The sequence below is a fragment of the Kitasatospora sp. NPDC023118 genome (genome assembly GCF_055560875.1).
Window position 1 is genome coordinate 58,118 of the sequence record NZ_JBVHHW010000006.1, and the last position, 24,500, is coordinate 82,617.

General features: G+C 74.0%; 25 protein-coding genes. 12 read left to right on the forward strand and 13 right to left on the reverse strand.

Going from position 1 to position 24,500, the window contains the following annotated elements; translation table 11 throughout:
• Window positions 1–279 precede the first annotated feature (279 nt).
• From ACZ3UD_RS09690 to ACZ3UD_RS09705, 4 genes are all read left to right on the forward strand, one after another.
• Complete coding sequence (locus ACZ3UD_RS09690; protein ID WP_465584523.1) at window positions 280–2,664, forward strand: sensor histidine kinase; 2,385 nt, start codon at window positions 280–282, stop codon at window positions 2,662–2,664.
• Window positions 2,664–2,795, forward strand: a complete 132-nt coding sequence (locus ACZ3UD_RS09695) for a hypothetical protein (protein WP_465584525.1) — start codon at window positions 2,664–2,666, stop codon at window positions 2,793–2,795. The genes ACZ3UD_RS09690 and ACZ3UD_RS09695 overlap by 1 nt, the downstream gene beginning before the upstream one ends.
• A gap of 560 nt (window positions 2,796–3,355) precedes the next feature.
• Window positions 3,356–3,880, forward strand: a complete 525-nt coding sequence (locus ACZ3UD_RS09700) for a cupredoxin domain-containing protein (RefSeq protein WP_465584527.1) — start codon at window positions 3,356–3,358, stop codon at window positions 3,878–3,880.
• A 77-nt stretch (window positions 3,881–3,957) separates the two neighbouring features.
• Window positions 3,958–4,344, forward strand: coding sequence for a VOC family protein (locus ACZ3UD_RS09705; protein WP_465584530.1), 387 nt, complete (start codon window positions 3,958–3,960; stop codon window positions 4,342–4,344).
• Window positions 4,345–4,387: 43 nt separating this feature from the next.
• On the opposite strand, the gene ACZ3UD_RS09710 is transcribed toward ACZ3UD_RS09705, so the two are convergent.
• Window positions 4,388–4,870: an inorganic diphosphatase gene (locus ACZ3UD_RS09710; RefSeq protein WP_465585090.1), complete on the reverse strand. Its 483-nt coding sequence runs from the start codon at window positions 4,868–4,870 to the stop codon at window positions 4,388–4,390.
• 214 nt (window positions 4,871–5,084) lie between these two features.
• Between ACZ3UD_RS09710 and ACZ3UD_RS09715 the strand changes: the two genes are divergently transcribed.
• Both ACZ3UD_RS09715 and ACZ3UD_RS09720 read left to right on the forward strand, forming a co-directional pair.
• Complete coding sequence (locus tag ACZ3UD_RS09715; protein WP_465584532.1) at window positions 5,085–7,487, forward strand: sodium-translocating pyrophosphatase; 2,403 nt, start codon at window positions 5,085–5,087, stop codon at window positions 7,485–7,487.
• A gap of 208 nt (window positions 7,488–7,695) precedes the next feature.
• A complete protein-coding gene (locus tag ACZ3UD_RS09720) occupies window positions 7,696–9,165 on the forward strand; it encodes an MFS transporter (RefSeq protein WP_465584534.1) in 1,470 nt (489 codons plus the stop codon).
• A 52-nt stretch (window positions 9,166–9,217) separates the two neighbouring features.
• Here ACZ3UD_RS09720 and ACZ3UD_RS09725 read toward each other — a convergent pair whose 3' ends face one another.
• Window positions 9,218–10,039, reverse strand: a complete 822-nt coding sequence (locus ACZ3UD_RS09725) for an ABC-2 transporter permease (RefSeq protein ID WP_465584537.1) — start codon at window positions 10,037–10,039, stop codon at window positions 9,218–9,220.
• Window positions 10,036–10,947, reverse strand: coding sequence for an ATP-binding cassette domain-containing protein (locus ACZ3UD_RS09730; protein WP_465584539.1), 912 nt, complete (start codon window positions 10,945–10,947; stop codon window positions 10,036–10,038). The genes ACZ3UD_RS09725 and ACZ3UD_RS09730 overlap by 4 nt, the downstream gene beginning before the upstream one ends.
• A 124-nt stretch (window positions 10,948–11,071) precedes the next feature.
• Between ACZ3UD_RS09730 and ACZ3UD_RS09735 the strand changes: the two genes are divergently transcribed.
• Both ACZ3UD_RS09735 and ACZ3UD_RS09740 read left to right on the forward strand, forming a co-directional pair.
• Entirely contained in the window at window positions 11,072–12,268 is a 1,197-nt protein-coding gene (locus tag ACZ3UD_RS09735; RefSeq protein WP_465584542.1) for a sensor histidine kinase, read from the forward strand.
• Window positions 12,265–12,936 carry a response regulator gene (locus tag ACZ3UD_RS09740; RefSeq protein ID WP_465584545.1) on the forward strand — a complete coding sequence of 224 codons (672 nt, stop codon included), beginning with the start codon at window positions 12,265–12,267 and terminating at the stop codon, window positions 12,934–12,936. Before ACZ3UD_RS09735 ends, ACZ3UD_RS09740 begins: the two co-directional genes overlap by 4 nt.
• A 29-nt stretch (window positions 12,937–12,965) precedes the next feature.
• Here ACZ3UD_RS09740 and ACZ3UD_RS09745 read toward each other — a convergent pair whose 3' ends face one another.
• The 4 genes from ACZ3UD_RS09745 to ACZ3UD_RS09760 all read right to left on the reverse strand — a co-directional run bounded on the left by ACZ3UD_RS09745 (window position 12,966) and on the right by ACZ3UD_RS09760 (window position 15,530).
• The gene (locus ACZ3UD_RS09745) at window positions 12,966–13,715 is read right to left on the reverse strand and encodes a hypothetical protein (protein ID WP_465584548.1); all 750 of its coding nucleotides are present in this window, start codon (window positions 13,713–13,715) and stop codon (window positions 12,966–12,968) included.
• Between the two features lie 187 nt (window positions 13,716–13,902).
• Complete coding sequence (locus ACZ3UD_RS09750) at window positions 13,903–14,028, reverse strand: hypothetical protein (RefSeq protein ID WP_465584551.1); 126 nt, start codon at window positions 14,026–14,028, stop codon at window positions 13,903–13,905.
• A gap of 156 nt (window positions 14,029–14,184) precedes the next feature.
• The gene (locus ACZ3UD_RS09755) at window positions 14,185–15,114 is read right to left on the reverse strand and encodes a DUF1648 domain-containing protein (protein WP_465584553.1); all 930 of its coding nucleotides are present in this window, start codon (window positions 15,112–15,114) and stop codon (window positions 14,185–14,187) included.
• 68 nt (window positions 15,115–15,182) lie between these two features.
• Window positions 15,183–15,530, reverse strand: a complete 348-nt coding sequence (locus tag ACZ3UD_RS09760) for a GntR family transcriptional regulator (protein WP_465584556.1) — start codon at window positions 15,528–15,530, stop codon at window positions 15,183–15,185.
• 79 nt (window positions 15,531–15,609) lie between these two features.
• Between ACZ3UD_RS09760 and ACZ3UD_RS09765 the strand changes: the two genes are divergently transcribed.
• The 3 genes from ACZ3UD_RS09765 to ACZ3UD_RS09775 all read left to right on the forward strand — a co-directional run bounded on the left by ACZ3UD_RS09765 (window position 15,610) and on the right by ACZ3UD_RS09775 (window position 19,358).
• The gene (locus tag ACZ3UD_RS09765) at window positions 15,610–17,994 is read left to right on the forward strand and encodes a sensor histidine kinase (RefSeq protein WP_465584558.1); all 2,385 of its coding nucleotides are present in this window, start codon (window positions 15,610–15,612) and stop codon (window positions 17,992–17,994) included.
• Window positions 17,995–18,380: 386 nt separating this feature from the next.
• Entirely contained in the window at window positions 18,381–18,935 is a 555-nt protein-coding gene (locus ACZ3UD_RS09770) for a universal stress protein (protein WP_465584561.1), read from the forward strand.
• 6 nt (window positions 18,936–18,941) lie between these two features.
• A complete protein-coding gene (locus ACZ3UD_RS09775) occupies window positions 18,942–19,358 on the forward strand; it encodes a hypothetical protein (RefSeq protein WP_465584563.1) in 417 nt (138 codons plus the stop codon).
• A gap of 183 nt (window positions 19,359–19,541) precedes the next feature.
• Here the strand turns inward: ACZ3UD_RS09775 and ACZ3UD_RS09780 are convergent, their stop codons facing one another.
• Complete coding sequence (locus ACZ3UD_RS09780; protein WP_465584566.1) at window positions 19,542–19,694, reverse strand: hypothetical protein; 153 nt, start codon at window positions 19,692–19,694, stop codon at window positions 19,542–19,544.
• Between the two features lie 612 nt (window positions 19,695–20,306).
• On the opposite strand from ACZ3UD_RS09780, the gene ACZ3UD_RS09785 reads away from it, so the two are divergent.
• Window positions 20,307–20,864: a GNAT family N-acetyltransferase gene (locus ACZ3UD_RS09785; protein ID WP_465585092.1), complete on the forward strand. Its 558-nt coding sequence runs from the start codon at window positions 20,307–20,309 to the stop codon at window positions 20,862–20,864.
• Between the two features lie 8 nt (window positions 20,865–20,872).
• Here ACZ3UD_RS09785 and ACZ3UD_RS09790 read toward each other — a convergent pair whose 3' ends face one another.
• The 5 genes from ACZ3UD_RS09790 to ACZ3UD_RS09810 all read right to left on the reverse strand — a co-directional run bounded on the left by ACZ3UD_RS09790 (window position 20,873) and on the right by ACZ3UD_RS09810 (window position 24,475).
• Window positions 20,873–21,037 (reverse strand): hypothetical protein, encoded by a 165-nt coding sequence (locus ACZ3UD_RS09790; protein WP_465584568.1) that lies wholly within the window; start codon window positions 21,035–21,037, stop codon window positions 20,873–20,875.
• 62 nt (window positions 21,038–21,099) lie between these two features.
• Window positions 21,100–22,356, reverse strand: coding sequence for an NAD(P)/FAD-dependent oxidoreductase (locus tag ACZ3UD_RS09795; RefSeq protein ID WP_465584571.1), 1,257 nt, complete (start codon window positions 22,354–22,356; stop codon window positions 21,100–21,102).
• 158 nt (window positions 22,357–22,514) lie between these two features.
• Window positions 22,515–22,946, reverse strand: coding sequence for a nuclear transport factor 2 family protein (locus tag ACZ3UD_RS09800; RefSeq protein ID WP_465584573.1), 432 nt, complete (start codon window positions 22,944–22,946; stop codon window positions 22,515–22,517).
• Between the two features lie 7 nt (window positions 22,947–22,953).
• Window positions 22,954–23,757 carry an MBL fold metallo-hydrolase gene (locus tag ACZ3UD_RS09805; protein WP_465584576.1) on the reverse strand — a complete coding sequence of 268 codons (804 nt, stop codon included), beginning with the start codon at window positions 23,755–23,757 and terminating at the stop codon, window positions 22,954–22,956.
• A 154-nt stretch (window positions 23,758–23,911) separates the two neighbouring features.
• Complete coding sequence (locus ACZ3UD_RS09810; RefSeq protein WP_465584579.1) at window positions 23,912–24,475, reverse strand: hypothetical protein; 564 nt, start codon at window positions 24,473–24,475, stop codon at window positions 23,912–23,914.
• Window positions 24,476–24,500: the final 25 nt, after the last annotated feature.

Consider the following 24,500-nt stretch of genomic DNA (forward strand, 5'->3'; position numbering starts at 1 on the left):
AGCGGAGCTGCCGGTCGCATAGCCTTTCGCCCTGCCGCCGCCTCGGTGGCGCCGGAATCGGGGACGTGGACAGGGGCGCAGGGTGAGTTCGTCGGGTGTGGCTTCGTCGACGCGGCGGGCTTCCTGTTCGGCCGGGGCGAGGTCGCCCCGGTCACCCGGGAGGTGCTGCGCGGGGCGGAGCCGGACCGCTCCCGGTGCCCACGCGTCCACGTCGGGTAGGGCCTGTCTTCCAGAAGGGCGGAGCATGGACGTGGAAACGGAGGAGGTGGCCAGGCGGGTGTGACCGGGAAGCTGCGGGTGTTCCTGGGGGCGGCACCGGGGGTGGGGAAGACGTACGCCATGCTCCGGGAGGGCCGCCGGCTGCGCGGCGAGGGGCTGGACGTGGTGGTCGGCCTGGTGGAGACGTACGGGCGGCACGGCACGGAGGAGCAGCTGGGGGACCTGCCGGTGCTGCCCCGGCGGTCGGTGCCCTATCGGGGGACGGAGCTGACAGAGCTGGACGTGGACGCGCTGCTGGCGCGCCGCCCGGCCCTGGCGCTGGTGGACGAGCTCGCGCACACCGACGTGCCCGGCGGGCGGAACGCGAAGCGTTGGCAGGACGTGCGGGAGCTGCTGGACGCCGGGATCGACGTCGCGACGACGCTCAACATCCAGCACCTGGAGAGCCTCAACGACGTCGTCGAGCAGATCACCGGCGTCGCCCAGCGCGAGACGATCCCCGACGAGGTGGTCCGGGCCGCCGACCGGATCGAGCTGGTCGACCTGAGCCCGGAGGCGCTGCGCACCCGGATGGCGCAGGGGGAGATCTACGCGCCGGACCGGATCGACGTGGCGCTGGACCACTACTTCCGGGCCGGCAACCTGGGCGCCCTGCGGGAGCTGGCGCTGCTCTGGCTCGCGGACCGGGTGGAGGAGGAGCTGGCCGACTACCGGGCCCGGCACGGCATCCGGGCTCCCTGGGAGACCAAGGAACGGATCGTCGTCGCGCTGAACGGCGCCCCGCAGGGCGAGCATCTGATCCGCCGGGGCGCCCGCACCGCGGCCCGGGTGCACGGGGACCTGGTCGGCGTGCACGTCCGGCTGGACGACGGTACGGCGGAGCGCGAGCCGCCGGGCCTGGCGGCGCAGCGGGCGCTGCTGCGGGAGCTGCGCGGCAGCTTCGTAGAGGTGAGCGGCGGCGACGTGGCCCGGACGTTGGTGGACTTCGCCCGGACGGAGAGCGCCACCCAGATCCTGCTGGGGCCGACGAGCCGCAGCCGGCTGCGCGAGCTGCTCTCCGGCTCGGTCATCAACCGGGTGATCCGCCTGGCCGGCCCGATCGACGTGCGGGTGCTGCCGCCGCCGGAGCCTGGGCTGCTGACGGTGCCGCCCGCGCCCCGGCGCCGACGCCCGGCGCTGGTCCCGGTCCGGCGGCGCCGGTTGGGGTGGCTGCTCGGGCCGGCCGGGGCGGTCGCGCTGGCCTGGGTGCTGTCGCCGCTGCGCGATTCGCTGGCGCTGTCCGGCGTGCTGCTGTGCCTGCTGCTGGTGGTGGCGGGGACGGCCCGGCTGGGCGGGCTGCTTCCGGCGGCCGGCAGTACGGCGGCCGGGGCGCTGGCGGCGGACTACTTCTTCACCACGCCGTGGCACAGCCTGACGGTGGAGCGGGGTGCGGACGTCGCGGCGCTGGTGGTGTTCCTCGCGGTGGCCGGGGTGATCTCGCATCTGATCGACGGGCTGACGCGGCGCTCGCAGCAGGCGGGCCGGGCGCGCGCGGAGGCGGCGGTGCTGACCCGGCTCGCGGGGGAGACGGTGGAGTCCGGGGCGAGGGTGCTGCCCGATCTGGTGGCGGAGCTGCGGCAGGTGTTCGGACTGGACGGTGCTGCCGTGCTGGTTCGTACGGGTGGGCTCTGGCGGCCGGCGGCCGCGGCAGGCGCGTCGGTGCCGCTGCGACCCGACGAGGGGTCCTTCTCCGTCGACCTGGGCGAGGACGCGGTGCTGGTCCTGCGCGGCGCGCCGCTGACCGAGGAGGACGCCCGGCTGCTCGGGCCGTACGTCACCCAGGTGAAGCTGGCCCGGGAGCGGGAGCGGCTGGCCGCGCAGGCGTCGGCGGCGAAGGTGCTCGCGCACACCGACGCGCTGCACACCGCGCTGCTGGAGGCCGTCGGGAAGGACCTGCGGGCGCCGCTGGCGGTGGTGCGCCGGGAGGCCGGTCGGATGCCGGGCCCGGGTGGGCAGCGGGTCGGCGCGGAGGTGGAGCGGATGGAGCGGCTGGTCGCCAACCTGCTGGACCTGAGCCGGCTGCGGGCCGGGGTGATGCCGGTGGTGCTGCGGCCGACCGTGGTGGCGGAGACGCTGCGGGCAGCTGCCGAGGGGCTGGGCGGCGTCCGTATCGACGTCGGGCCGGAACTGCCTCGGGTGCTGGCCGATCCCGGGCTGCTGGAACGGGCGTTCGCGGACGTCATGGCCGCAGGGCGGACAGGAGCGGGGCCGGTGGTGGTCGACGCCGGTGCGGTGGCCGGGCGGGTGGATGTTCGGGTGACCGTCCGCGAGGCTCCCGTCGGGGAGCCTGCGGGCTTGGCGGTGGCGCGGGGCTTCGTGGAGGCGATGAACGGCGAACTGGCCGTCGAGGAGGCGCCCGGTGGCGGTACCGCGTACGTGATCAGCCTCGTCCGCGCGGTGGCCTGATGCCGTGGCTGGTGGTCGCGAAGAGCAACTCCTTCGGCTCGGCGATCGCCCTCAGCCGGGCGCGCGCGGTGGCGTACGACCTCAACGCCGACGAGACCCGTCGGCCTTCGGCCGGAGAGGTTCAGCGATGACGTCGAGGTGGGAGCAGCGCGGTGAGCGTCGCACACACGGCGGCCCCGAACAGGAGCCCGCCCCACGGCACCACACCAGCAGGCCGTGGTGTCACCGTCCCGCAGACGAGGAGCGCGGTCCCACCGCACACGAGGAAGAGAACGAAGGCGCGAAGCGCGGACCGCCACCTGTGGCGGGCTGTTCCTGAGGTCACGGAAGGGATTATCCACATAACAGGCAGGTGTCGGAACCGGTCCCTGTCGGAGGGCGCCGGTGCGTTCGTCCCCGGCCGTGGCAGCGCGTCAGCCGACCGCCCGGCATCGGTGGATGAACGCGACGGCCATGGCGCGCTCGCCGACGCCGGACGCGACGCGCTTGATCCGCGGCAGCGATCGAGCAGGCTCTGAGCGGTGTGCCCTCTCCGTGTCCCGGGGCACCCAGGTAGCCACAGAAGCACAGGTGGGGGAACAGTGCGCCACTGCCTCCCGTACCGCCGTCAGGAGGGCTTCGCCCGGCTGAATCCGCCTATGGCTGACCGACCTGCGAAAACCGTGCTCACTGGCTTTCACCGGCTGCTGAGATGTCCGTCCGGCGGCGCGGGGATACGCTGAAGAAGGCCCTGCGTAAAGCCAACACACGTCGGGTGGGCATCATGACTGAGATATCACGCAGGAATACCAAGAGCAGCGACAATGCGCGCCGTCGAATCGCGAGACCCCTGGTGGCCGCTGTGGTCGCCGCGGGGCTCGGCGCGCTCGGCGCCGGGGGCCCGGCGGCCGCACAATCGCACGGGGTCGCCGCGTCCGCGGTGTCGCAGACGGTCCTGACGGCCGTGCCCAAGGCCCCGGCCGCCGGAGCACAGCAAGTCACCATAGCGAACTACGCGTTCTCGCCCAGCACGCTCACGGTCAGCACGGGCACCACTGTCACCTGGACCAACAACGACAGCGACGCTCACACGGTGACCAGCACCGGTTCCGGCCCGCTCGCCTCCGCGGCGCTGAACCAGGGCGCCTCGTACAGCTACACCTTCACCACGCCCGGGACATACGCGTACATCTGCTCGATCCACCCCTTCATGCACGGCACGGTTGTGGTGCAGTAGTTCATGACGAAGGAGGCCGGCTGAGTGGAATGCCGCGCACCGCGGCTACGTGTTGATGCCGTTGGAGGCATTCCGCCATGTCCGTCGAGCTGAACCACACCATCGTCTTCGCCCGTGACCGCCAGGTGTCCGCCGAGTTCGTGGCCGGCATCCTGGGCCTCGAACTCGGAGCAGCCTGGGGCCCGTTCCTGCCACTTGCCACTGCGAACGGAGTCACCCTCGACTTCGCCACCGCCGATCCCGAGCACCTCACCCCGCAGCACTACGCCTTCCTGGTCTCGGAGGAGGAGTTCGACGGTATCTTCGCCCGGATCCAGCAGGGCGGCATCGAGTTCTACGCCGACCCGCGCATGCAGCGGGTCGGCGAGATCAACCACAACGACGGCGGCCGCGGCGTCTACTTCCGGGATCCGTCCGGCCACGGCCTGGAAGTCATCACCAGGCCCTATGGCAGCGGCTCCTGACGTCGCGTCGGATAGCTGGAGGTCGAGCGGTCGCAGCGCAGGCCTACCGGGCGGCGGCTCTGGAGCGTGAGGTCTCGATCTCGGCGTAGGCGTCGGCCTTGTTCGCCCAGTGGGAGCCCTCGACGGACTTTCCGGGTTCGAGATCCTTGTAGACCTCGAAGAAGTGGGTGATCTCCTGCAGGTCGTGCGGGGGCATGTCGTCGATGTCCTGCAGACGGGCGAAGCGGGGGTCGTGGGCGGGCACGCAGAGGATCTTCTCGTCCGGCCCCTTCTCATCGGTCATGACGAACATGCCGATGGCGCGGCAGGTGATGCCGCATCCCGGAAAGGTGGGCTCGTCGACGAGGATGAGGGCATCGAGGGGGTCGCCGTCTCCGCCGAGGGTGTCCTCGATGAACCCGTAGTCCGCCGGATAGCGGGTGGCCGTGAACAGCATCCGGTCCAGGCGGATCCGTCCGGTGGCATGGTCCATCTCGTATTTGTTCCGTGATCCCTGCGGGATCTCGACGATCACCTCGAAGTCCACCTCGAAGTCCATGTCGCTCTCCTTCGCGATCCGTGGCGTCCGACGGCGTCGGCAGCACCATCTTCGAGGGGATCACCCGCCGCCGCATGCCGGGCACGCGATTGCCCTAACCCCCGTGGAGACCTCCAGCCCCCGGGGTTAGCCTCGGTCTGACAGTTCCCGGGCGGCGAATTCGCGCACCTGGCGCCCCAGACACGACGTCAAGGAGGACGGAATGGCTGGGATCTTTCCTGCGGGCGCGTCCGTTGCGGCCGCGCCCGTGTTGACCGGGTCGGGCCGAACGCTGCTGGTGATCGCCGCGGTGATCGGGGCGGGAGCCCTGATGGTGGCCGGGGCGTTTGCCCGCCAGGTCCTGGCAGCGGACGAGGGCACCGAGACGATGCGGCGGATCGCCGGGGCGGTTCAGGAGGGTGCGAACGCCTACCTGAGGCGCCAGTTCCGCACCCTGGGCGTCTTCGCAGGGGTGGTGCCCTTCGTGCTTCTGCTGCTGCCGGCGGACAACTGGGGGCAGCGGATCGGGCGTTCGGTGTTCTTCCTGGTCGGGGCGGCCTTCTCGGCGACGACGGGGTACGTCGGGATGCGGCTCGCGGTGCGCAGCAATGTTCGGGTGGCGGCGGCGGCCCGCGCGGGGACGGCGCCGGTCCCGGCCGTCGAGTCCTGGGAGGGACCGACGGCGGCATCGATCGTGCGAAGGGTGTCGCACCGGGCGATGCGGATCGCCTTCCGCACCGGTGGGGTGGTGGGGATGTTCACCGTGGGGCTGGGCCTCATGGGGGCGGCGACGGTGGTGCTGATCTACCAGGCGAACGCGCCGAAGGTGCTGGAGGGCTTCGGCTTCGGTGCGGCGTTGCTGGCGATGTTCATGCGGGTGGGCGGTGGGATCTTCACCAAGGCCGCGGACGTGGGCGCGGACCTGGTGGGCAAGGTCGAGCAGGGGATCCCCGAGGACGATCCCCGCAACGCGGCGACGATCGCCGACAACGTGGGTGACAACGTGGGCGACTGCGCGGGGATGGCGGCCGACCTGTTCGAGTCCTACGCCGTGACCCTGGTCGCCGCGCTGATTCTGGGCAGAGCCGCCTTCGGTGACAACGGGCTGACCTTCCCTCTGGTGGTGCCCGCCATCGGGGTGCTCACGGCGGTCCTGGGCATCGAGATGGTCTCCCCGCGGCCCACGGACCGCAGCGGGATGACCGCCATCAACCGCGGCTTCTTCGCCTCCGCCGTGGTGTCCCTCGCCCTGGTGGCCGGCGCGGTCTTCGCGTTCCTCCCGGCCCGCTTCTCCGGTCTGCACGGGGTGTCTGCCGAGATCACCCGGCACGCCGGCAGCCCGCGGGTGTTCGCCCTGGCCGCGGTGGCCATCGGGATCGTGCTGGCCGCCGTCATCCAGCAACTGACCGGCTACTTCACCGAGACCACCCGCCGCCCGGTACGGGACGTGGGCAAGACCTCGCTGACCGGGCCGGCCACCGTGGTGCTCTCCGGCGTCGCGCTCGGCCTGGAAGCGGCCGTCTACTCCGCCGTGGCCATCGGAGCCGCCGTCTACGGCGCCTTCCTGCTCGGCGGCGGCTCGCTGATCCTGTCCCTGTTCGCGGTCGCGCTGGCCGGGACCGGACTACTGACCACCGTCGGTGTGATCGTCGCGATGGACACCTTCGGCCCGGTCTCCGACAACGCCCAGGGCATCGCGGAGATGTCCGGGGACGTCACCGGCGCCGGCGCCCAGGTGCTCACCGAACTGGACGCCGTCGGCAACACCACCAAGGCGATCACCAAGGGCATCGCCATCGCCACCGCGGTGCTCGCCGCCACCGCGCTGTTCGGCTCCTACACCGACACCATCGCGACCGCCGAGGCACAGATCGGCCCGGCCGCCCACGGTTCGAGCCTGAGCCTGGCCATCGACCAGCCCAACAACCTGGTCGGCCTGCTGGCCGGTGCCGCCGTCGTCTTCCTCTTCTCCGGTCTGGCGATCAACGCCGTCTCGCGCTCCGCCGGCGCGGTCGTCTTCGAGGTCCGGCGCCAGTTCCGGACCCGGCCCGGCATCATGGACGGCACCGAGCGGCCCGAGTACGGCCGGGTGGTGGACATCTGCACCCGCGACGCGCTGCGCGAACTGGTCACCCCGGGCCTGCTCGCCGTGCTGACCCCGATCGCCCTCGGTTTCCTGCTCGGCGTCGGCCCGCTGGGCTCCTACCTGGCCGGAGCGATCGGCGCGGGCACCCTAATGGCCGTCTTCCTGGCCACCTCGGGCGGCGCCTGGGACAACGCCAAGAAGCTGGTCGAGGACGGTCACCACGGCGGCAAGGGCAGCCCCGCGCACGAAGCCACCGTCATCGGCGACACGGTGGGCGATCCCTTCAAGGACACCGCCGGACCGGCCATCAACCCGCTTCTGAAGGTGATGAACCTGGTCTCCCTCTTGGTGGCGCCGGCGATCGTCGAACTCAGCTTCGGCCCGCATGCCAACCTGGGACTCCGGCTGGCCATCGCCTTGCTGGCCCTGGCCGTCGTCGTCCTCGCCGTGTGGATCTCCAAGCGCCGGGGCATCACCGTCGGCGCCGACGAAACGCCCACCGGCACCCGCGCGCCGGAGGAGCCCGCACCCGTCCGGTGAGGCGCCCGACCGCACCGGACGTGCCTCAGCTGGCGACAGTCATGCCGCCAGCCTCCGGAGGTACGGGCCGGTTGGTACGGGCCGGGTGTGATCCGGTTCGGCCGTGCGGGTGGGTGGAGGCCCGCGCCCGGGCCCGGGTGGCGGCGCGGTGCGGGCCGGGCGACGATGGGCCGAGCCTGATCCCCCCGGACACCGGGAAGGGGCTCCCATGATCGCCCAGTCCTCCCGCAACGCCGCGAACCCCGAGCCGCCCGGCGCATCCGCCGCCGGTGGGCGGGCCGAGGCACGGCGCTGGCGGGCGCTCACGGTCTGCCTGGTCGCCGGGTTCATGACCCTGTTGGACGTCAGCATCGTGAACGTCGCCCTGCCGACCGTGCGGGCCGGGCTGCACATGTCCGACAGCGGCCTGCAGTGGGTGCTCAGCGGCTACGCGCTCGCCTTCGGCCTGGTGCTCGTCCCGGCCGGGCGGCTCGGCGACGCCCGCAGCCGACGGGCCGTCTTCCTGGCCGGGCTCGCCCTGTTCACCGCGGCCAGTGTGCTGGCCGGGGCGGCGCAGAACCAGGAGTGGCTGGTGCTGGCCAGGCTGTTCCAGGGCGCGGCCGGCGGTGTGCTGGTGCCGCAGGTGTCCGGCTTCATCCAGACCCTGTTCCAGGGCGCCGAGCGCGGTCGGGCCTTCGGTGCGCTCGGCGCGACCATCGGGCTGTCCACCGCCGTCGGACCGCTGCTCGGCGGTCTGCTGATCCACCTGTTCGGCCCGCAGGACGGCTGGCGCTGGGTGTTCCTGGTCAACCTGCCGATCGGCGCCGCCGCGCTGCCGATCGGCTACCGGCTGCTCCCGGCGCCCCGCCCGACCGCAGGACGGGCCGGGCACCGCGACTTCGACCCGGTCGGCGTGCTGCTGCTCGGCGCCGGGACGGTCGCGCTGCTGCTGCCCTTCGTCCAGGCGCAGCAGTGGCACGGCTCGGCGCGCTGGCTGCTGCTGCCGCTGGCGGCGGTGCTGCTGGCGGTTTTCGTCGGCTGGGAGCGGCACTACGCACGGCGACGCGAGCCCTTGGTGAGCATGGCGCTGTTCGCGGTGCGCCCGTACGCGGCGGGGGTGCTGCTGTCGCTGGTGTACTTCGCCGGGTTCACCGCGATCTTCTTCATCTTCACGCTCTACCTCCAGGTGGGCCTGCACTACTCGGCGCTGACGGCGGGCCTGGCGGTCACCCCCTTCGCGGTCGGCTCGGGGGTGGCGGCGGCGGTCGGCGGCCGGCTGGTGAGCCGGCTCGGGCGGCGGCTGGTGGTGGCGGGGCTGCTGCTGGTGCTGCTCGGCCTGCTGGCCTCGGCCCTGGCGGTGCAGCTGTGGTCGGGCCCCCTGGTGGCCTGGACGACGCTCGGCCCGCTGCTGGTCGCCGGGGTGGGCAGTGGCCTGGTGATCTCTCCGAACCAGACCCTCACCCTCCAGTACGTCCCGCTCGCCCGCGCGGGCAGCGCGGGCGGTGTGCTGCAGACCGCCCAGCGGGTCGGCTCGGCGGTCGGCATCGCGGTGGTCGGCTCGGTCTTCTTCGCCCACGCCGGCGGCCGCCACCCGGACTGGGCGCTGGCCTTCCAACTGGGCGTCGCGGTGGCGGGGGGCCTGGTCCTGGTGGCGCTGCTGGTGGCGCTGGCGGACGAGGTGGCGGGCCGGCGGGCGTAGGGCGGTCCCGGCTGTTGTGACGGCGAGGTTTGACCGGGCGGCGACCGCGCTGTCAGTGGTCCCGGCGCTGGATCACCACCGCCGCGATGACCACCGAGGCGAGCGACCACACCGCGTAGGTGGTCCAGGAGCCCGCGACCGTGGCCGGGTACTCGGTGGGCCGCAGGCCCGTCAGCGTGGTGCGGGCCAGGCGCTGCCAGGCGGGGAAGGGCAGGGCGTGCAGCACGTCGGCAGTCCAGCGGTAGCGCTCGGTGACGAAGGACGGCAGGAAGAACAGCACCACCACGGTGCCCACCACCGCGCCCGCGCTGTGCCGCAGCAGTGTGCCGAGACAGAGCCCGACCAGCCCGCACACCGGAGCGAACAGCGCGGCCGCCGCCACGTACCGCAGGGCCGCAGGGTCGCCGATCGACTGGCCGATGCCCCGGTCGGCCAGCATCGCCTGGGTGAGGCCGAAGGAGACGCCCGCGCTGACCACTCCGAAGCCGAGCAGCACCGCGGTCAGCACGCCCGCCTTGGCGAGCAGCACCGCCCGGCGGTCGGGCACGGCGGCCAGCGTCGTGCGGATCAGGCCGGTCGCGTACTCGCCGGCGATGACGATGGTGCCGAGGCCGCCCGCGAGCAGCATCAGGATGTCGGCGGAGGCGGTGTCGAAGGAGTCGTTCAGTGCGACCTGCGTCATCACCGCCGGATCGCCCTCGCCGGGCGCGTAGTGGTCGTGGGTGTACTGGGCGGACTTGAGGTTGGCGGCGATGACGACCAGCGTGCCGACACCGAGCACCCAGGGGATCGAGCGCAGCGACCAGAACTTGAGCCACTCGGCGGCGAGCAGGTCGCCGAAGCGGTTACGGGGGCGGGGAGTTGTGGTGTTCAACGGGGCTCTCCGGCGAGGTATTCGACGCTGTCGGCGGTCAGTTCCATGAAGGCCTCCTCCAGGGAGGCGCCGCGATCGGTCAGGGCGTTCAGCAACAGCCGTTGCTCCAGGGCGAGTTCGCCGATCCGGCCGGCGGCCAGGCCGGTCACGTCCAGGGCGCCGTCCGGGCCGGGCCGTACGGTGGCGCCGGCGGCGCGCAACACGGCGGCCAGCCGGTCGGGTTCGGCGGCGCGGACGGTGACTGCGGCCCGGTCGGCGCGGGCGGCGAACTCGGTGAGGCTCTCGTCAGCGATCAGCCGTCCGCGTCCGATCACCACCAGGTGGTCGGCGGTGTGCTCCATCTCGGCCATCATGTGGCTGGAGACGAACACCGTGCGCCCCTCGGCCGCGAGCCGGCGGAACAGCCGCCGCACCCAGAGCACGCCCTCCGGGTCGAGTCCGTTGAGCGGCTCGTCGAAGAGCAGCACGGGCGGGTCTCCGAGCAGCGCGCCGGCGATGCCGAGGCGCTGCTTCATGCCCAGCGAGTAGCCGCCGATCCGCCGCCCGGCGGCATCGGAGAGCCCGACCTCGGCCAGCACCTCGTCCACCCGCCCGCGCGGGATCGCGTTGCCGCGGGCCAGTGCCCGCAGCTGGGCCGCGCCGGTGCGCCCGCCGTGCACGTCGCCGGCGTCCAGCAGCGCGCCGACCTCGCGCAGGCCGCGCGGCAGGCCGCGGAACGCCCGGCCGTCGACGGTGGCGGTGCCTCCGGTCGGGTCGTTCAGGCCGAGGATCAGTCGCAGGGTGGTGGACTTGCCCGCGCCGTTGGGGCCGAGGAAGCCGGTGACCCGGCCGGGGCGGACGGTGAAGGTGAGGCGGTCGACGGCGGTCCGGCGGCCGTAGCGCTTCGTCAGCTCGGTGACTTCGATCATGGGCACCACGGTGCCGGGGGAGGCCCCGCCGCCACATCGGACCGGTGTCGACACCGCAGGTCACCCCCGGCCGTACAACCACGGTTGGATGACGGCGCCCGCCCGCCTGGCTACGATCTCGATCATGCCCGCGACGCCCCCGCCCCCGCTGTTCCGGCGTATCCCGCCCGAGGTCTGGGTCGCCCTCGCCTGGTGCGTGGCTGCCGCCTACCCCGCCGTCCTGCTCGGCGGCGGCGCGCGGCTGCACCGGGGCGCCGCCGAGCACGGCGGCCTGGCGTTCACCCTGGCCGACACGGCGGTGGCCTTCCTCGGCGCCGCGCTGGTGCGCCGACTACCGGTGCTCTCGGTCACCCTGCTGCTGATCGCCACCTGGACCGAGACCGACGGCTGGGCCGCCAACACCCAGGTGTCCCCGGCGGCGCTGCTCGCCGTGGACGTCGCGCTCTTCCTGATCACCGCCACCCGCCCGCGCCGCAGCTCCCGCACGGCCTTCACCCTGGTGGCGGTCTTCCTGGTGCTGCACATCGGCCTGGTGCGCGGCAGCACCGTCGGCGTCTTCACCGGCACCCACATCGGCTCGGCCGACGGCGCCGCGCTGCTCGCCCTGGTCGCCTGGCTGGCCGGGCGCTCGCTCCGGCAGAACCGGGAGCACGCCGAGGCGCTGAGCAGCCGGGCCGCCACCGAGGCGGTCACCGCCGAACGGCTGCGGATCGCCCGCGAGATGCACGACACCGTCGCGCACAGCATCGGCATCGTCGCCCTGCAGGCCGGCGCCGCCCGCCGGGTCATCGACAGTCGGCCCGAGCGGGCCAAGCAGGCCCTCGGCGAGATCGAGGCCGCCGGGCGGGAGACCCTGGCAGCCCTGCGCCGCATGGTGGTCGCGCTGCGTCAGGCCGACGGCGAGGCGTCGGACACCGCCCCGCAGGGCCTGGCCGACCTCGACCGGCTGGCCGAGACGACCACCGCCGCGGGCCTGCGGGTCACGGTGCGGCGTGCGGGTGAACAGGGGCCGCTGCCACCGGAGATCGACCTCTCGGCGTACCGGATCATCCAGGAGTCCGTCACCAACGTCGTCCGGCACGCGGACGCCCGGGACTGCCTGGTGACCGTGGACCGCAGCAGGGAGGGCGAGTTGGCGGTCGAGATCACCGACCAGGGCCGGGGCAGGGGTCGCGGCTCCGTGCCCGGCAGCGGCTTCGGCCTGGCCGGGCTGCGCGAGCGGGTCGCGCTGCTGCACGGCGAGTTCGAGGCCGGGCCGGGCCCGGACGGCGGCTTCCGGGTCGCGGCCCGGCTGCCCATCCCCGAGAAGGTGAGCGCATGATCCGCGTCGTCCTGGCCGACGACCAGCCGCTGGTGCGGGCCGCGCTGGAGATGGTCATCACCGAGACCGCGGACGTCGAGGTGGTCGGCGAGGCCGGCGACGGCGCCGAGGCCGTCCGGCTGGCCGCCGAACTGCGGCCGGACGTCGTGGTGATGGACATCCGGATGCCCGGTACGGACGGCATCGAGGCGACCCGGCTGGTGACCGCCGCCGGCGGGCCGACCCGGGTGATCGTGCTCACCACCTTCGACGAGGACGAGCACGTGTACGCGGCGCTGAGCGCCGGGGCGTCCGGCTTCCTGGTCAAGGACATGGCGCTGGACGACATCCTCGCCGCCGTCCGGGTGGTCGCCGCCGGGGACGCGCTGATCGCACCGAGCGTCACCCGGCGGCTGATCGGAGCGTTCGCCGGGCAGCGGCCGCTGCTGCAACGGGCGCGGGCGGCGCCGGCGTCCCACCGGCTGGACGTGATCACCGACCGGGAGCGGGAGATCCTCACCCTGGTCGGCCGGGGTCTGTCCAACACCGAGATCGCCGCCGAGCTGGTGCTCAGCATCGCCACCGTGAAGACCTACATGACCCGGTTGCTGGCCAAGTTGGACGCCCGCGACCGCGTGCAGCTGGTCATCCTGGCGTACGAGGCGGGCCTGGTCTCCGTGCCCGGCTGACCAGGCCCGCCTGCGTCAGTGGCGAACCCTCAGGTCCGGGCGTCCGGACTCCGTGCCTCGATCCCGACCGCCTGATGGGGGAGCGCCCCGGACCCGGCCCGCCCGCGGTGCCCCGCCGCGAGCTCCACCGCCGCGCCGATCCAGGCCGCGCCGAAGGCCCAGGTCGCCACCCACTCGCACAGGTACATCGGCCGCACCGTCCAGTCCGCCCCGAACCCGGACAGCCCGCAGACGGCCGCGGCCAGCAGCGCGACCAGGATCAGCACCCCCGCCGCCAGGTAGGCCGCGCCGACCCGGGCCGGCTGCGCCGAGCGCGGATTGCGGAAGGAGTAGAGGCAGAACAGCGCCAGCATCACGAACAGCAGCGCGGCGAAGACCAGATGGAACACCCCGACCACCCGCTGCACCTCCGTCGGGTCCCCCGGCGCCGTCGGGCACATCGCGACCCCGAGGGCGAACACCCCGGCCGCCGTGCTCCACCGGTCGTCCCGCCGGTCGAAGCGGTAGCAGATCAGGAACACCCCGAGCGCGCACAGCGCCCCGACGAGGACGTTCCGCGTCCCGGTGTAGTACGCGGCGCTCATCGAGGCCGGCCAGGAGCCGTCCGTGCCGCGCACCATGACCTCGTCCGCCAACCAGTTGCCGACCGGCAGCGCCGGCGGCAGCAGAACGCCGATCGCCCCGACGCCGAAGCGCAGGAAGCTGACCGTCCGTTCGTCCTGGAGGCTCTCTCGCTGTGGGGGGTCGGGAGTTCTCTCGCTGCGCAGGTCGTCACTCACGGACGCCTCCTCGCCTACCGTACGGGCAGCCGTGGCCCGCGGATCGTCCGGCCGCTGGGGAATCACGTGGGGCGGTGTCGACGGTCTCCGCCGCACCGAAGCGGCCGTCAACTGGTGTACCCGTAAAGCAGACCGGCGCACCACTGGATCAGGTGGTTTGCGGCGGCGCCGACTTGACGCGACGCCGCTACAGCGCGGCCTCGGCGCCGGGTTCGAGCACGAACTCGGCGTCGTCCGCTTCGTAGTCGTGCAGCTCGCCGTAGTCGACCACCTCGGCGACGATCGAGGCGTTCCAGGCGCCGCCGGCCGCCATTCGCAGCAGTCGCTCGCCGCCCTGGGGCCGACCGCACCGGCCTGACCGCGTACCAGCCTGACCGCAGACGGACGGGCCCGCCGCCGGAGGCGGTCCTACGGGTGCCTCCGGTGGCGGGGTCCAGAAGGGTTCGGGCGGGGCGGACCGGCCGCGCCGTCAGCGGGTCGGGCTGCCGGTGCGGGCGATCAGCGCGTTCAACAGGGCGGCCCCGCGGTCGGCGTCGTCGACGCTGATCGCGAAGTCCTTCCCGCGCTCGGTGCGGACCACCAGGCACTCGCCCCGGCGAAGGAACACGGTGGTGCCCTGGCGGTTGGCGCGGTAGCCCCAGCCGCCGGCCCCGTGGGCGGTGAGCCGCTCGACCCGGGCCGAGACGAGCTCGGCGGGGGACAGCTTCCGGGCGGGCCAGCCGAACGGGCCGAAGCCGACGCGCAGTCCCGCGTCGGTCACCCGGACCCGTACCGAGGAGCAGAGCAGGAGGACGACGGAGGAGAGGGCGAGGATGACGACGGTCGCCCAGTCGGGCTCCGCCAGCCCGCCCACGGCGACCAGCACGGCCGTCACCGGGATCAGCGCCGTGACGGCGGCGAGCAGCTGCAGCCACGGGTTGGCGGCCTGGGAGAGCCAGACCGTTCGCTCGTCGGCCCTCAGTTCCAGCACCGGCGTGCCGGGCCGGGCCGGGGCGGTGGCGCCCGGGCGGGTGGCCAGCCAGGACAGCACACCGGCCAGGCCCGCCGCCACGACGATCAGGACCACCTCGATGCCCATCGGCGCGGCGTCCTGCCAGCGGGCACGGTCCAGGTTGGCGCGCACGATGGAGGTCTGCGCGCCCGTCAGCAGTACCCCGGTGGCCGCCAGCACCGGGGCGGCCCAGTGGCGGGCCGAGTCGGTCCGGTACCGGAGGGCGACGGCGACGCCGAGCGCCACCAGGAGCCAGACGCCGGCCGGGAAGAGTGCCGCCGCCGTCACCGACATCGAATCGTCCGGGTCGCGCCCGCTCCAGTGGGTCGCCACCTGGGCCGGCAGCCGGTCGCGTGCGGCCAGCGGCAGCACGATCAGCAGCGCCAGCACGCCGAGCGTCCAGGCCACCGCCCCCAAGAGCGCCCCCCGGCGTACCGGCCGGCTTGGGACAGGCTCTCCTACGGGCTCTTCGTTCCTCACGACATCCCCCTGATCAGATCCACGAGATCGTTCCTGCTGTAGCCGGCCCGGGCCGCGTCGGCGATCAACTGCCGTACCCGGTCAATCAGTTCGGCGCGCGTTCCGGCGTCCGCGGCAACCGTGATGCCACGGCCCCGGCGGAACTCCAGCACCCCCTCGTCGCGCAGGGCGCGCAGCCCGCGCAGCACGGTGTTGGTGTTGACGCCGAGGGCCCGGGAGAGCTCCCGGGCGGGCGGCAGTCTGTCGCCGGGGGCGCACTCGCCCTCCGCGACGGCCCGTCGGATCGCGCCCGCCACCTGCTCGTGCAGCGGGCGGGCGTCGCCAAGGTCCAGCTTCAGCAACATGGTGCTACTGACGATAGCACCATCAAGATCTGGTGCGCACGGGCGATCCACGGCCGACCATGGACCTGGAGGCGGTGCGGTGAGCGGACGGCTGCGGGTGTTCCTGGGGGCGGCGCCGGGGGTCGGGAAGACGTACGCCATGCTCGCCGAGGGGCGGCGGCTGCGCGACGACGAGGGCCTGGACGTCGTGGTCGGCCTGGTCGAGACGTACGGCCGCCGGGGCACCGAACAGCAGCTCGGCGACCTGCCGGTGCTGCCCCGCCGGACCGTCCACTACCGGGGCGCCCGGTTCACCGAACTCGACACGGCCGCCCTGCTCGCCCGCCGCCCCGCACTCGCCCTGGTCGACGAACTCGCCCACAGCAACGCCCCCGGCAGCGGCCACCCCAAGCGCTGGCAGGACGTCCGCCAGCTCCTCGACGCCGGCATCGACGTCGCCACCACCGTCAACATCCAGCACCTGGAGAGCCTCAACGACGTCGTCGAGCAGATCACCGGCGTCGCCCAGCGTGAACGGATCCCCGACCAGGTCGTCCGCGCCGCCGACCGGATCGAACTGGTCGACCTCAGCCCCGAGGCCCTGCGCACCCGGATGGCCCAGGGCGGGATCTACCCGCCCGACCGGGTCGACATCGCCCTCGACCACTACTTCCGGGCCGGCAACCTCGGCGCCCTGCGCGAACTCGCCCTGCTCTGGCTGGCCGACCGGGTCGAGGAGGAACTCGCCGACTACCGCGCCCGGCACGGCATCCACGCCCCCTGGGAGACCAAGGAACGCATCGTCGTAGCCCTCAACGGCGCCCCGCAGGGCGAGCACCTGATCCGCCGCGGCGCCCGCACCGCCACCCGGGTGCACGGCGACCTGATCGGCGTCCACATCCGCCCCGACGACGGCACCGCCGCCCGCGAGCCGCCCGGCCTGGCCGCACAGCGCGCCCTGCTGCACGAACTCCACGGCAGCTACGTCGAGGTCAACGCCGGGGACGTCGCCCGCGCCCTGGTGGACTTCGCCCACGCCGAGAGCGCCACCCAGATCCTGCTCGGCCCCACCAGCCGCAGCCGGCCGCGCGAACTGCTCTCCGGCTCGGTCATCAACCGGGTGATCCGTCTGGCCGGCCCGATCGACGTCCGGGTGGTGCCCCCGCCCGAACCCGGCCTGCTGGCCGTCCCACCCGCCCCCAGACGCCGCCGCCCGGCCGCCGTATCGCTGCCCCGGCGCCGGCTCGCCTGGGTGCTCGGCCCGGCCACCGCCGTCGCCCTCGCCTGGGCGCTCTCCCCGCTGCGCGGCTCGCTCGCGCTCGGCGGCGTGCTGCTCTGCCTGCTGCTCGCCGTCGCCGCCACCGCCCGGCTCGGCGGCCTGCTGCCCGCCGCCGGCACCACCGTCGCCGGGGCGCTCGCCGCCGACTGGTTCTTCACCACGCCCTGGCACAGCCTCACCGTCCGACGCGGCGCCGACCTCGCCGTGCCCCTGCTCTTCCTCGCCGTCGCCGGGATCATCGCCCACCTGATCGACGGCCTCGCCCGCCGCTCCCAACAGGCCGACCGGGCCCGCGCCGAGGCCGCCTGCCTCGCCCACCTCGCGGGCGAGACCGTCGAATCCGGCGCCCGGGCGCTGCCCGACCTGGTCGCCGAACTGCGCCAGGTCTTCGGCCTGGACGGCGCCGTCGTGCTGGTCCGCACCGGGCAGCTCTGGCAGCCCGCCGCCGCCTCCGGCGCCGGCTACCCGCTGCGTCCCGACGAGGCCTCACTCGCCGTCGAGCTCGGCCCCGACACCGTCCTCGCGCTGCGCGGACCGGCCCTCAGCGAGGAGGACACCCGGCTGCTGGGCCCGTACGTCACCCAGCTGCGGCTGGCCCGCGACCGCGAGCGGCTCGCCGCCCAGGCCGCCGCGGCCGAGACCCTCGCCCACACCGACGCCCTGCACACCGCCCTGCTGGAGGCCGTCGGCCAGGACCTGCGCGCCCCGCTGGCCGTGCTGCGCCGGGACGCCGCCGAACTGCCGGCCCCGCAGCGGCGGCGGATCGACGCCGGGGTGCGGCGGATGGAGCGGCTGGTCGCCAACCTGCTGGACCTCAGCCGGCTGCGGGCCGGGGAGATCCCGGTGGTACTGCGGCCCACCGCGCTGCGCCCGGTGGTGGCGGCCGCGCTCTCCGGCGCGGGCTTGCACGGGAACGGCGAGGTCCGGCTCGCCCTGGGCGACGGGCTGCCGCCGGTGCTCGCCGACCCGGGCCTGCTGGAGCGCGCCGTCGCCGACGTGCTGGCGGCGGCCGGGCGCCCGGCCGCGGTGGACGCGGGCACCGTGGCGGGCCGCGTCCACCTGCGGGTGAGCGCCCCGGGCGAGGCCGAGCCGGTCGGGCTGACCGTCGCCCGGGGCTTCGTGGAGGCGATGAACGGCGAGCTCACCGTCGAACCGGCCCCGGGCGGCGGGATGGCCTACCTGCTCGATCTCCCGTGCGCGGCCTAGCTGCATCGGCCGCGAGCGCTGCCGGTCGTCGAGTTCGGCGCCGTCGCGCAGCCGGGCGGTGGCGGCGAGGAGCCTGCGCACGTCGTAGGCCGAGTCGAAGACCTGGGGCACGCCGCGCTCCACGCCCCCGCACGGCCTCGAAGGTCCGATATCGAACAGCCCGTGGGGCATACCGGTCCGCATGGGCGCTGCCAGGCACCCGTCCGGAGGTGATCCTCGCCCGCCGGGTAGGCCGAACGGGTGAGGGCGGGCCGGGATCCGTCCGCGTATGGAGTGCGTTGGGAATGGCGTCCAGGCCGTCAGGAAGCCGTCAAGAGCGGCTGGTCGGCGCCCGGGCGGCGGTTGGGTGGAGAGCGACGGACGACGCGACCAGACGAGGACGGATCATGCACGGCAACGGTCGGCACCAGGACAGCGCGGGCCCCAGGGTGGTGGTCGGCGTCAGCGGGTCGCTCGGAAGCCTCGCGGCACTGCACCGCGGCGTCGCCGAGGCCCGCGAGCGCGGCGCCGTCCTGGTGCCGGTACTCGCCTGGGAGCCGCCCGGCGGCGAGCTCGGCTACCGCCGCTCGCCCTGCCCGCCGCTGCTGGCCGCCGTACGGGACGCCGCCGAGCAGCGGCTGAACGAGGCGCTGGACGCGGCCTTCGGCGGGGCCGACCCGGGGGTGCCGATCCGGCCGGTGGTGATCCGCGGCGAGTCCGGGCCTGCCCTGGTGCACGTCGCCGGCCGGGCCGACGACCTGCTGGTGCTCGGGCGGAGCGGCGGCCTGCTGCGCCGACGGCTGCGGCGCTCGGTGTCCGCGTACTGCGCCAAGGAGGCCGGCTGCCCGGTGCTGACCGTCCCGGTGCCCGAGCTGCTGCACGACCTGGAGGCCCTCCACCGCCGCACCCGCTGGCACCTGCCGGTCGGCCCCGCGCCCGAACTTGTCGCGGCGAAGGGGTAGTCCGCGGTGCGGATGTACTCGGCGCGCCCCGGCGGCACCCGCTACCACCCGGTGCTGGACCGCCTCTCGACGGGCACCTCGGGCGCCGTCGCCCTGCTCGGTGGCGGCCTGCTCGCCCTCGGCTTGCGCGGGCTCGGCGAACTGCACTCCGGCTGGCTCGCCCTCGTCGCGTACCTGGCGCTGTGCGGCCTGGTCGGCGGCTTCGGCCGACCGCACGCCGCGCCGCTGATCGGCCTGGCCGCCTGGGTGTGCTGCAATGCCTTCGCCGAACACCGGCACGCCGAACTCGGCTGGTCCGGGCCCTGGCCGGAGGCCTGGCACTTCGCGGTGTTCACCGCCACCGCGCTGCTGGTCTCCCTGCCCACGGCCCTGCCCCGCCGGAGGGTGCGGGCGACGCTGGTGCGCCTGGACCGTCCGGCCTGAGGCGCCCTCCCGAGGACGGTCCGCCCGCGCGGGCGGACCGCGCCGGACCCCGGGGCTCCGGCCGGTACTCCGGAGCCCTCGGCGACCGGTGCAGAACAGGTGAGGCGCCCCCGGCGCCTCCCGGTGGGGTGGCCGCCGTTCGGACAGCGGGTCCGCCGCCCGCAGCGGCCACTCCATCAACCGTCAGGCCTTCCGGCGGCGGGGGAGCGGGAGCGCCGCCCCGAGCGCCCCGCAGGCGAGCCCACCCGGCAGGAAGGCGGCCGTGTGCCAACCGCCGTACGCGAGCGCGCCGTTGCGGCTCAGCAGCATCGCACCCCAGAGCATCGGGGTGGTCACGCCCGCACCGGCCGGCCCGGCGAGTGCGCCGCTCCCTCGCGCAGCAGGTCGAGCGACTGCGCCGCCCCGGCGGCCAGGCCGGGCCAGACCGCCCGACTCCACTCAGCCCATCGCTGCCGCCGAACTGATGAAGCACACCGGCCAGTTGCTCCGCGGCCTGCCACAACTGCCGCTGCAGCCCGGGGTCATGGGACAGCGGGCTGGAGCCGCGGCGGACCGGGTGGACCGGGTGGACCCTGAACTCGGCCAGGCCGCCGGGCGCGTAGTGCTCCGCCCCGGTCGCGCCCGGGTCGGTGGCGGCCCGCAGCAGGGGCAGCGCGCCGTGGACCTGCCCGACGTCAAGGCATTGATGTCCGCGCGCCCCACCCGGGAGTCCGCCGGGCCCGACGAGCGCGCCCGGGGGCCGGCTGCTCGCGGTTCTCCGTCAGGGGTTGTGCCCGGCAGGCGAGTTGGAGGCCCCGCAGGGGCGGCCGGGATAAGGACGCGCAGAATGTCCGTATGCGGATGACGAACATGCCGAACACGCCGAACACGCCGAACACGCCGAATGCGCGAAACACGCCGATCACGCCGATCGTGCCGAGGACGGCGACGGTCGAGGACGCCGGGCCGATGGCCGAACTACTGGCGCGGGCCTTCGGGGACGACCCGATGATGTGCTGGTTCTTCCCCGAGGGCGCCACCCGCCCGGCCGCGCTGGGCGGTTACTTCACCACGCTGCTCACCCGGCAGTACCTGCCGCACGGGGTGTGCGAGCGCACCGAGAACGCCGCCGCGTTCTGGGTGCCACCGGAGGCGCAGGACAAGGCCGTCCCGGACGCGGAGACGATTCGCGAGCTGACCGGCCTGCTCGGCGATCAGGCCGAGCCGTTCCGGCGCTCCGTCGAAGCGGCCGCCGCGAACGCGCCGCAGGAACCGCACTGGTACCTGGCGGTGCTCGGCGCCGACCCGGTCGCCCAGGGGCGGGGGCAGGGATCCGCGCTGCTGCGCTCCGGGCTGGCCCGGGCCGACGAGGCGGGGCTGCCGGTCTACCTGGAGTCCTCCAAGGAGGCGAACCTCGCCGTGTACGGGCACTTCGGCTTCGAGGTGCTGGAGGAGATCCGGCTGCCGGGGAACGGGCCGACGCTGTGGGCGATGCGACGCGCTCCGCGCGAGCCGGCGGACGCGTAGCCTCGATGTCAGTCGTCGGCGGGGAGTTCGGGCGCCGTACGCCCGGCACCGAGCACGTCCTGCTCGCGCTGCCGGCCGTCCATGAAGTGGCCCGCCGTGAGCCCCAGTCGGACGTGGACCGCGCCGACGGCGAACTGCTCGCCGGCCTCGGCCTCGACTGCGCCCGCCTCCACGCCGTCCTCGACACCGGTGAGAGGCCGATGCCGTGGCACGGCGTCCCCGGCGGGACGGGCCCCTAGACCTCGCCGAGCGGGACGCCCGGGTCGGCCAGCCGGTCGGCGTCCACCACCCGCCCCGAGCGGACCAGTTCGCGGATCGGGTCGGTGACGTCCCAGACGTTGACGTTCATCCCCGCGAGCACCCGGCCGCCGGACAGCCAGAACGCGATGAACTCGCGGGTGGCCGGGTCGCCGCGGAACACCACCCGGTCGTAGCCGCCCGGCTCGACGTAGCCGACGTACTCCATGCCCAGGTCGTACTGGTCGGTGAAGAAGTACGGCACCTGGTCGTAGACCGCGTCCGACCGCCCGACCATCGCCCGGGCGGCGGTCTGTGGCTGCTTGAGGGCGTTGGCCCAGTGCTCGACCCGGATGTGCCGCTCGAACAGCGGGTGGAAGGCGTTGGCGACGTCGCCGGCCGCGTAGACGTCCGGGTCGGAGGTGCGCAGGTGCTGATCGGTCTTGATGCCGTTGTCGACCTCCAGCCCGGCCGCCTCTGCGAGCCCGGCGGCGGGGGCGATGCCGATGCCGATCACCACCGCGTCGGCTGCCACCTCGGCGCCGTCGCCGAGCTTCACGCCGCTCACCGTGCCGTCGGCACCGGTCAGTTCGGTGACCTGGACGCCGAAGCGCAGGTCCACGCCGTGGTCGCGGTGCAGGTCGGCGAAGACCTGGGCGACCTCCCGGCCCAGCACCCGCAGCAGCGGCAGCTCCATCGCCTCCAGGACGGTCACCTCGGCGCCCGCCGTGCGGGCGGCGGCCGCCACCTCCAGGCCGATCCAGCCCGCGCCGATCACCGCGATCCGGGCGCCCGGGCGCAGCGCCTCCTTGATCCGGTCGCTGTCCTCGACCCGGCGCAGGTAGAGCACGCCCTCCTGGTCCGCGCCGGGCACCGGCAGCCGGCGCGGCACCGAGCCGGTGGTCAGCAGCAGCTTGGCGTACTCCACCCGGCCGTCGTCGGTGAGCGTCACGGTGTGTCCGGCCGGGTCGATCGCGGCCACCGCCATGCCCAGGCGCAGCGTGACGTCGTGCTCGGCGTACCACTGCGGCGGGTGGACGTAGATCTTCTCCCGGGACTCCTTGCCGAGCAGGTAGCCCTTGGACAGTGGCGGCCGCTCGTACGGGCGCTCGTGCTCCTCTCCGATCAGGACGATGCCGCCCCGGTACCCGGCCTCGCGCAGTGCCTCGGCCGCCTTGGCGCCGCCCAGGGACGCCCCGACGATCACGATCGGACGCTCCCGCCCCTGTCCCGCTTCGGTTTCCGTGCCCGCCATGCTCAACTCCTCGCTCTCGCCGCAGATCAGGCCCCAGCGTGTCGCCGTACGGGTGGCGTGTCGAGACCGCGACGGGCGCGCCGCGCCACGCTCGCCCGTTCGGGTGAATGCGCGGTGCTGCGGCCGAACGTGCGGTCCTGGCGGCCGAACGCGCCGCGCTACGGCGTCATCGCCTCCCGGACCAACGCGGTGTCGGTGAACTGCTCGAACCGGACGATCCGGCCGCCGCGCACGGTGAAGTGGTGGGCCACCCGGACCGCGAGCGGCTTTCCGGTGGCCTTGTGGACGGCCGTGTAGCGGGCCAGGACCACCACGTTCTCGCCGTCCACCACATAGGTGTCGTCGTGCGCCGTCCAGTCGTCCCAATCGGCGGACAGGCGCTCCATGACGTGGGCGGTGACGCTCTTCGGGGTGCGGTAGGTGCCGGCCAGCGGGAAGCCGGCCATCTCGGTCCACTCGACGTCGTCGGCGAGGGTGGCGCGCAGCGCGGACAGGTCGCCCCGGGCGGAGGCCAGGTACTGGCGGCGGACCACGTCGGCGGGGGCGGCGGACTCGGCGAAGGTGGCGACGTCCCGGGGGATCTCGATCATCGCGCGCTCAACCCCAGGCCATCTCGCCCATGGCGACCTTCGTGCCGATGTCGACCGCGATCCTCAGCCCGAGCTGCGGGAAGCGCCGCTCCAGCGCCTCCTTGGCGGCGGCCGCGTCCGCCGCCCGGCCGAGCTCGGTCTCGAAGGCGCGCAGGTAGGCGCGGGTGTGGTCGATGGCGTTCAGGTCAGTGGGCGCGTCGGCGACCCGGTGGCCGGCCGCCACCCAGGTCGGGTGGAGCGCCTCGATGCCGTCCACCAGGTCGATCCAGGCGGCGCGCTGGGCGGGAGTGGGGGTGTCGGCCGTCCACACGTGCAGGCCCTCGAAGAGCAGCACCCCGCCGAGCACCGCGCGGTGGTGGTGCTGCCACAGGTAGTGCCGGTCGGGCAGGTGGAAGTCGGCACCGCGCACCTCGAACCGGTGCCCCTCGAAGACGAGTTCGTCCCCGGGCAGCACCTCCGGCCGGACCAGCCTGGTGGGCAGCTCGGGGCCGAGGCGGGACCAGGCGCGCAGCTTGGCGTCGAAGGTCTCCTGGATGTGCTCCACGGTCGAGGCGGTGGCCAGGAAGCGGGCCTGCGGGAAGGCGTCCTGGACCTCCTGGGCGCCGAAGTAGAAGTCCGGGTCGCCGTGGCTGATGAAGACGGTGGTCAGCCGCTTGCCGCTGGCACGCACCCGCTCGACCAGGCGGCGCCCGTCGGAGCGGGTGAACCCGGCGTCCACCAGCAGGGCGTTGTTCGGGCCGGTGACCAGGACGGAGGTCTTGTTGAGCGAGCTGTCGGGGCTGTCGATGACCTCGAAGCCGAGAGCACTCATGCGCCCACCTCGCTTCGCTCGGCGTGCGCTTCGCGCAACGCGCACCTTTCGATGATTCGCTCATTTCGTGCGCTCATGCGGGTCAGTCCTTCCTCTGGCCGGGCACGCCTCGCCGCCAGCATCCGTGCTGGCGGCGGCGTCCGCATCCGGAAGGTCAGTGCCGGGTCCAGAGCGCGAGGTCGCTGCTGGTGGCCACGGCGAGGGTGCGGCCGGTGGGGGAGAACCCGGCGGCGCGGAACTCGGACCAGCCGGCGTGGAAGACGTGCCACCAGGCCGTGCCGTGCTCGCCGCTCCAGGGCCCGGCCGTCAGCAGGACGCGGTGGCTCGGCCACTCCGGGGAGATCACCTCGATTCCCCAGCCGCCCGCCGCACGGTTGTGCAGGCCGCCGCCCCACATCCCGGCCACCGGGATCCGGACGTCCGCGACCGGGCCGATGCCGGGGCAGGAGAGGTCCGCGCCGTCAGGGTCCTCCTCCGGGTCGTACTCGCGCTCCAGCTTCTCGCCCGTCACCGCATCGAACAGGCCGTGCCCGCTGCTGGAGACACTCAGCACCAGGTCGTGCCCGGTTTCCGGGTGGACGGCGAAGCCGATGCCCTGCAGCGCGCCGACCGGGATCAGGCCCCGGCCGACGGGCCGCCAGGGCCTCGGCGGGGCCGTCACCTCGGTGGCGGCGGTGACCCGGTCGTGGAGCTGCTGCTGGAAGGGGGTCAGGGCCATACCGATGATCATCCCATCCGGCCCG

Excerpts from the sequence above, each read along its gene's own strand:
- ACZ3UD_RS09740 (WP_465584545.1), top strand. The coding sequence starts at position 12,265 with ATGATCCGCGTCGTCCTGGCCGACGACCAGCCGCTGGTGCGGGCCGCG.
- ACZ3UD_RS09705 (WP_465584530.1), top strand. The coding sequence starts at position 3,958 with ATGTCCGTCGAGCTGAACCACACCATCGTCTTCGCCCGTGACCGCCAG.
- ACZ3UD_RS09785 (WP_465585092.1), top strand. The coding sequence starts at position 20,307 with ATGGCCGAACTACTGGCGCGGGCCTTCGGGGACGACCCGATGATGTGC.
- ACZ3UD_RS09810 (WP_465584579.1), bottom strand. The coding sequence starts at position 24,475 with ATGGCCCTGACCCCCTTCCAGCAGCAGCTCCACGACCGGGTCACCGCC.
- ACZ3UD_RS09730 (WP_465584539.1), bottom strand. The coding sequence starts at position 10,947 with ATGATCGAAGTCACCGAGCTGACGAAGCGCTACGGCCGCCGGACCGCC.
- ACZ3UD_RS09800 (WP_465584573.1), bottom strand. The coding sequence starts at position 22,946 with ATGATCGAGATCCCCCGGGACGTCGCCACCTTCGCCGAGTCCGCCGCC.
- ACZ3UD_RS09695 (WP_465584525.1), top strand. The coding sequence starts at position 2,664 with ATGCCGTGGCTGGTGGTCGCGAAGAGCAACTCCTTCGGCTCGGCGATC.
- ACZ3UD_RS09735 (WP_465584542.1), top strand. The coding sequence starts at position 11,072 with ATGCCCGCGACGCCCCCGCCCCCGCTGTTCCGGCGTATCCCGCCCGAG.
- ACZ3UD_RS09805 (WP_465584576.1), bottom strand. The coding sequence starts at position 23,757 with ATGAGTGCTCTCGGCTTCGAGGTCATCGACAGCCCCGACAGCTCGCTC.
- ACZ3UD_RS09720 (WP_465584534.1), top strand. The coding sequence starts at position 7,696 with ATGATCGCCCAGTCCTCCCGCAACGCCGCGAACCCCGAGCCGCCCGGC.
- ACZ3UD_RS09770 (WP_465584561.1), top strand. The coding sequence starts at position 18,381 with ATGCACGGCAACGGTCGGCACCAGGACAGCGCGGGCCCCAGGGTGGTG.
- ACZ3UD_RS09700 (WP_465584527.1), top strand. The coding sequence starts at position 3,356 with ATGTCCGTCCGGCGGCGCGGGGATACGCTGAAGAAGGCCCTGCGTAAA.
- ACZ3UD_RS09750 (WP_465584551.1), bottom strand. The coding sequence starts at position 14,028 with ATGGCGGCCGGCGGCGCCTGGAACGCCTCGATCGTCGCCGAGGTGGTC.
- ACZ3UD_RS09795 (WP_465584571.1), bottom strand. The coding sequence starts at position 22,356 with ATGGCGGGCACGGAAACCGAAGCGGGACAGGGGCGGGAGCGTCCGATC.
- ACZ3UD_RS09715 (WP_465584532.1), top strand. The coding sequence starts at position 5,085 with ATGGCTGGGATCTTTCCTGCGGGCGCGTCCGTTGCGGCCGCGCCCGTG.
- ACZ3UD_RS09760 (WP_465584556.1), bottom strand. The coding sequence starts at position 15,530 with ATGTTGCTGAAGCTGGACCTTGGCGACGCCCGCCCGCTGCACGAGCAG.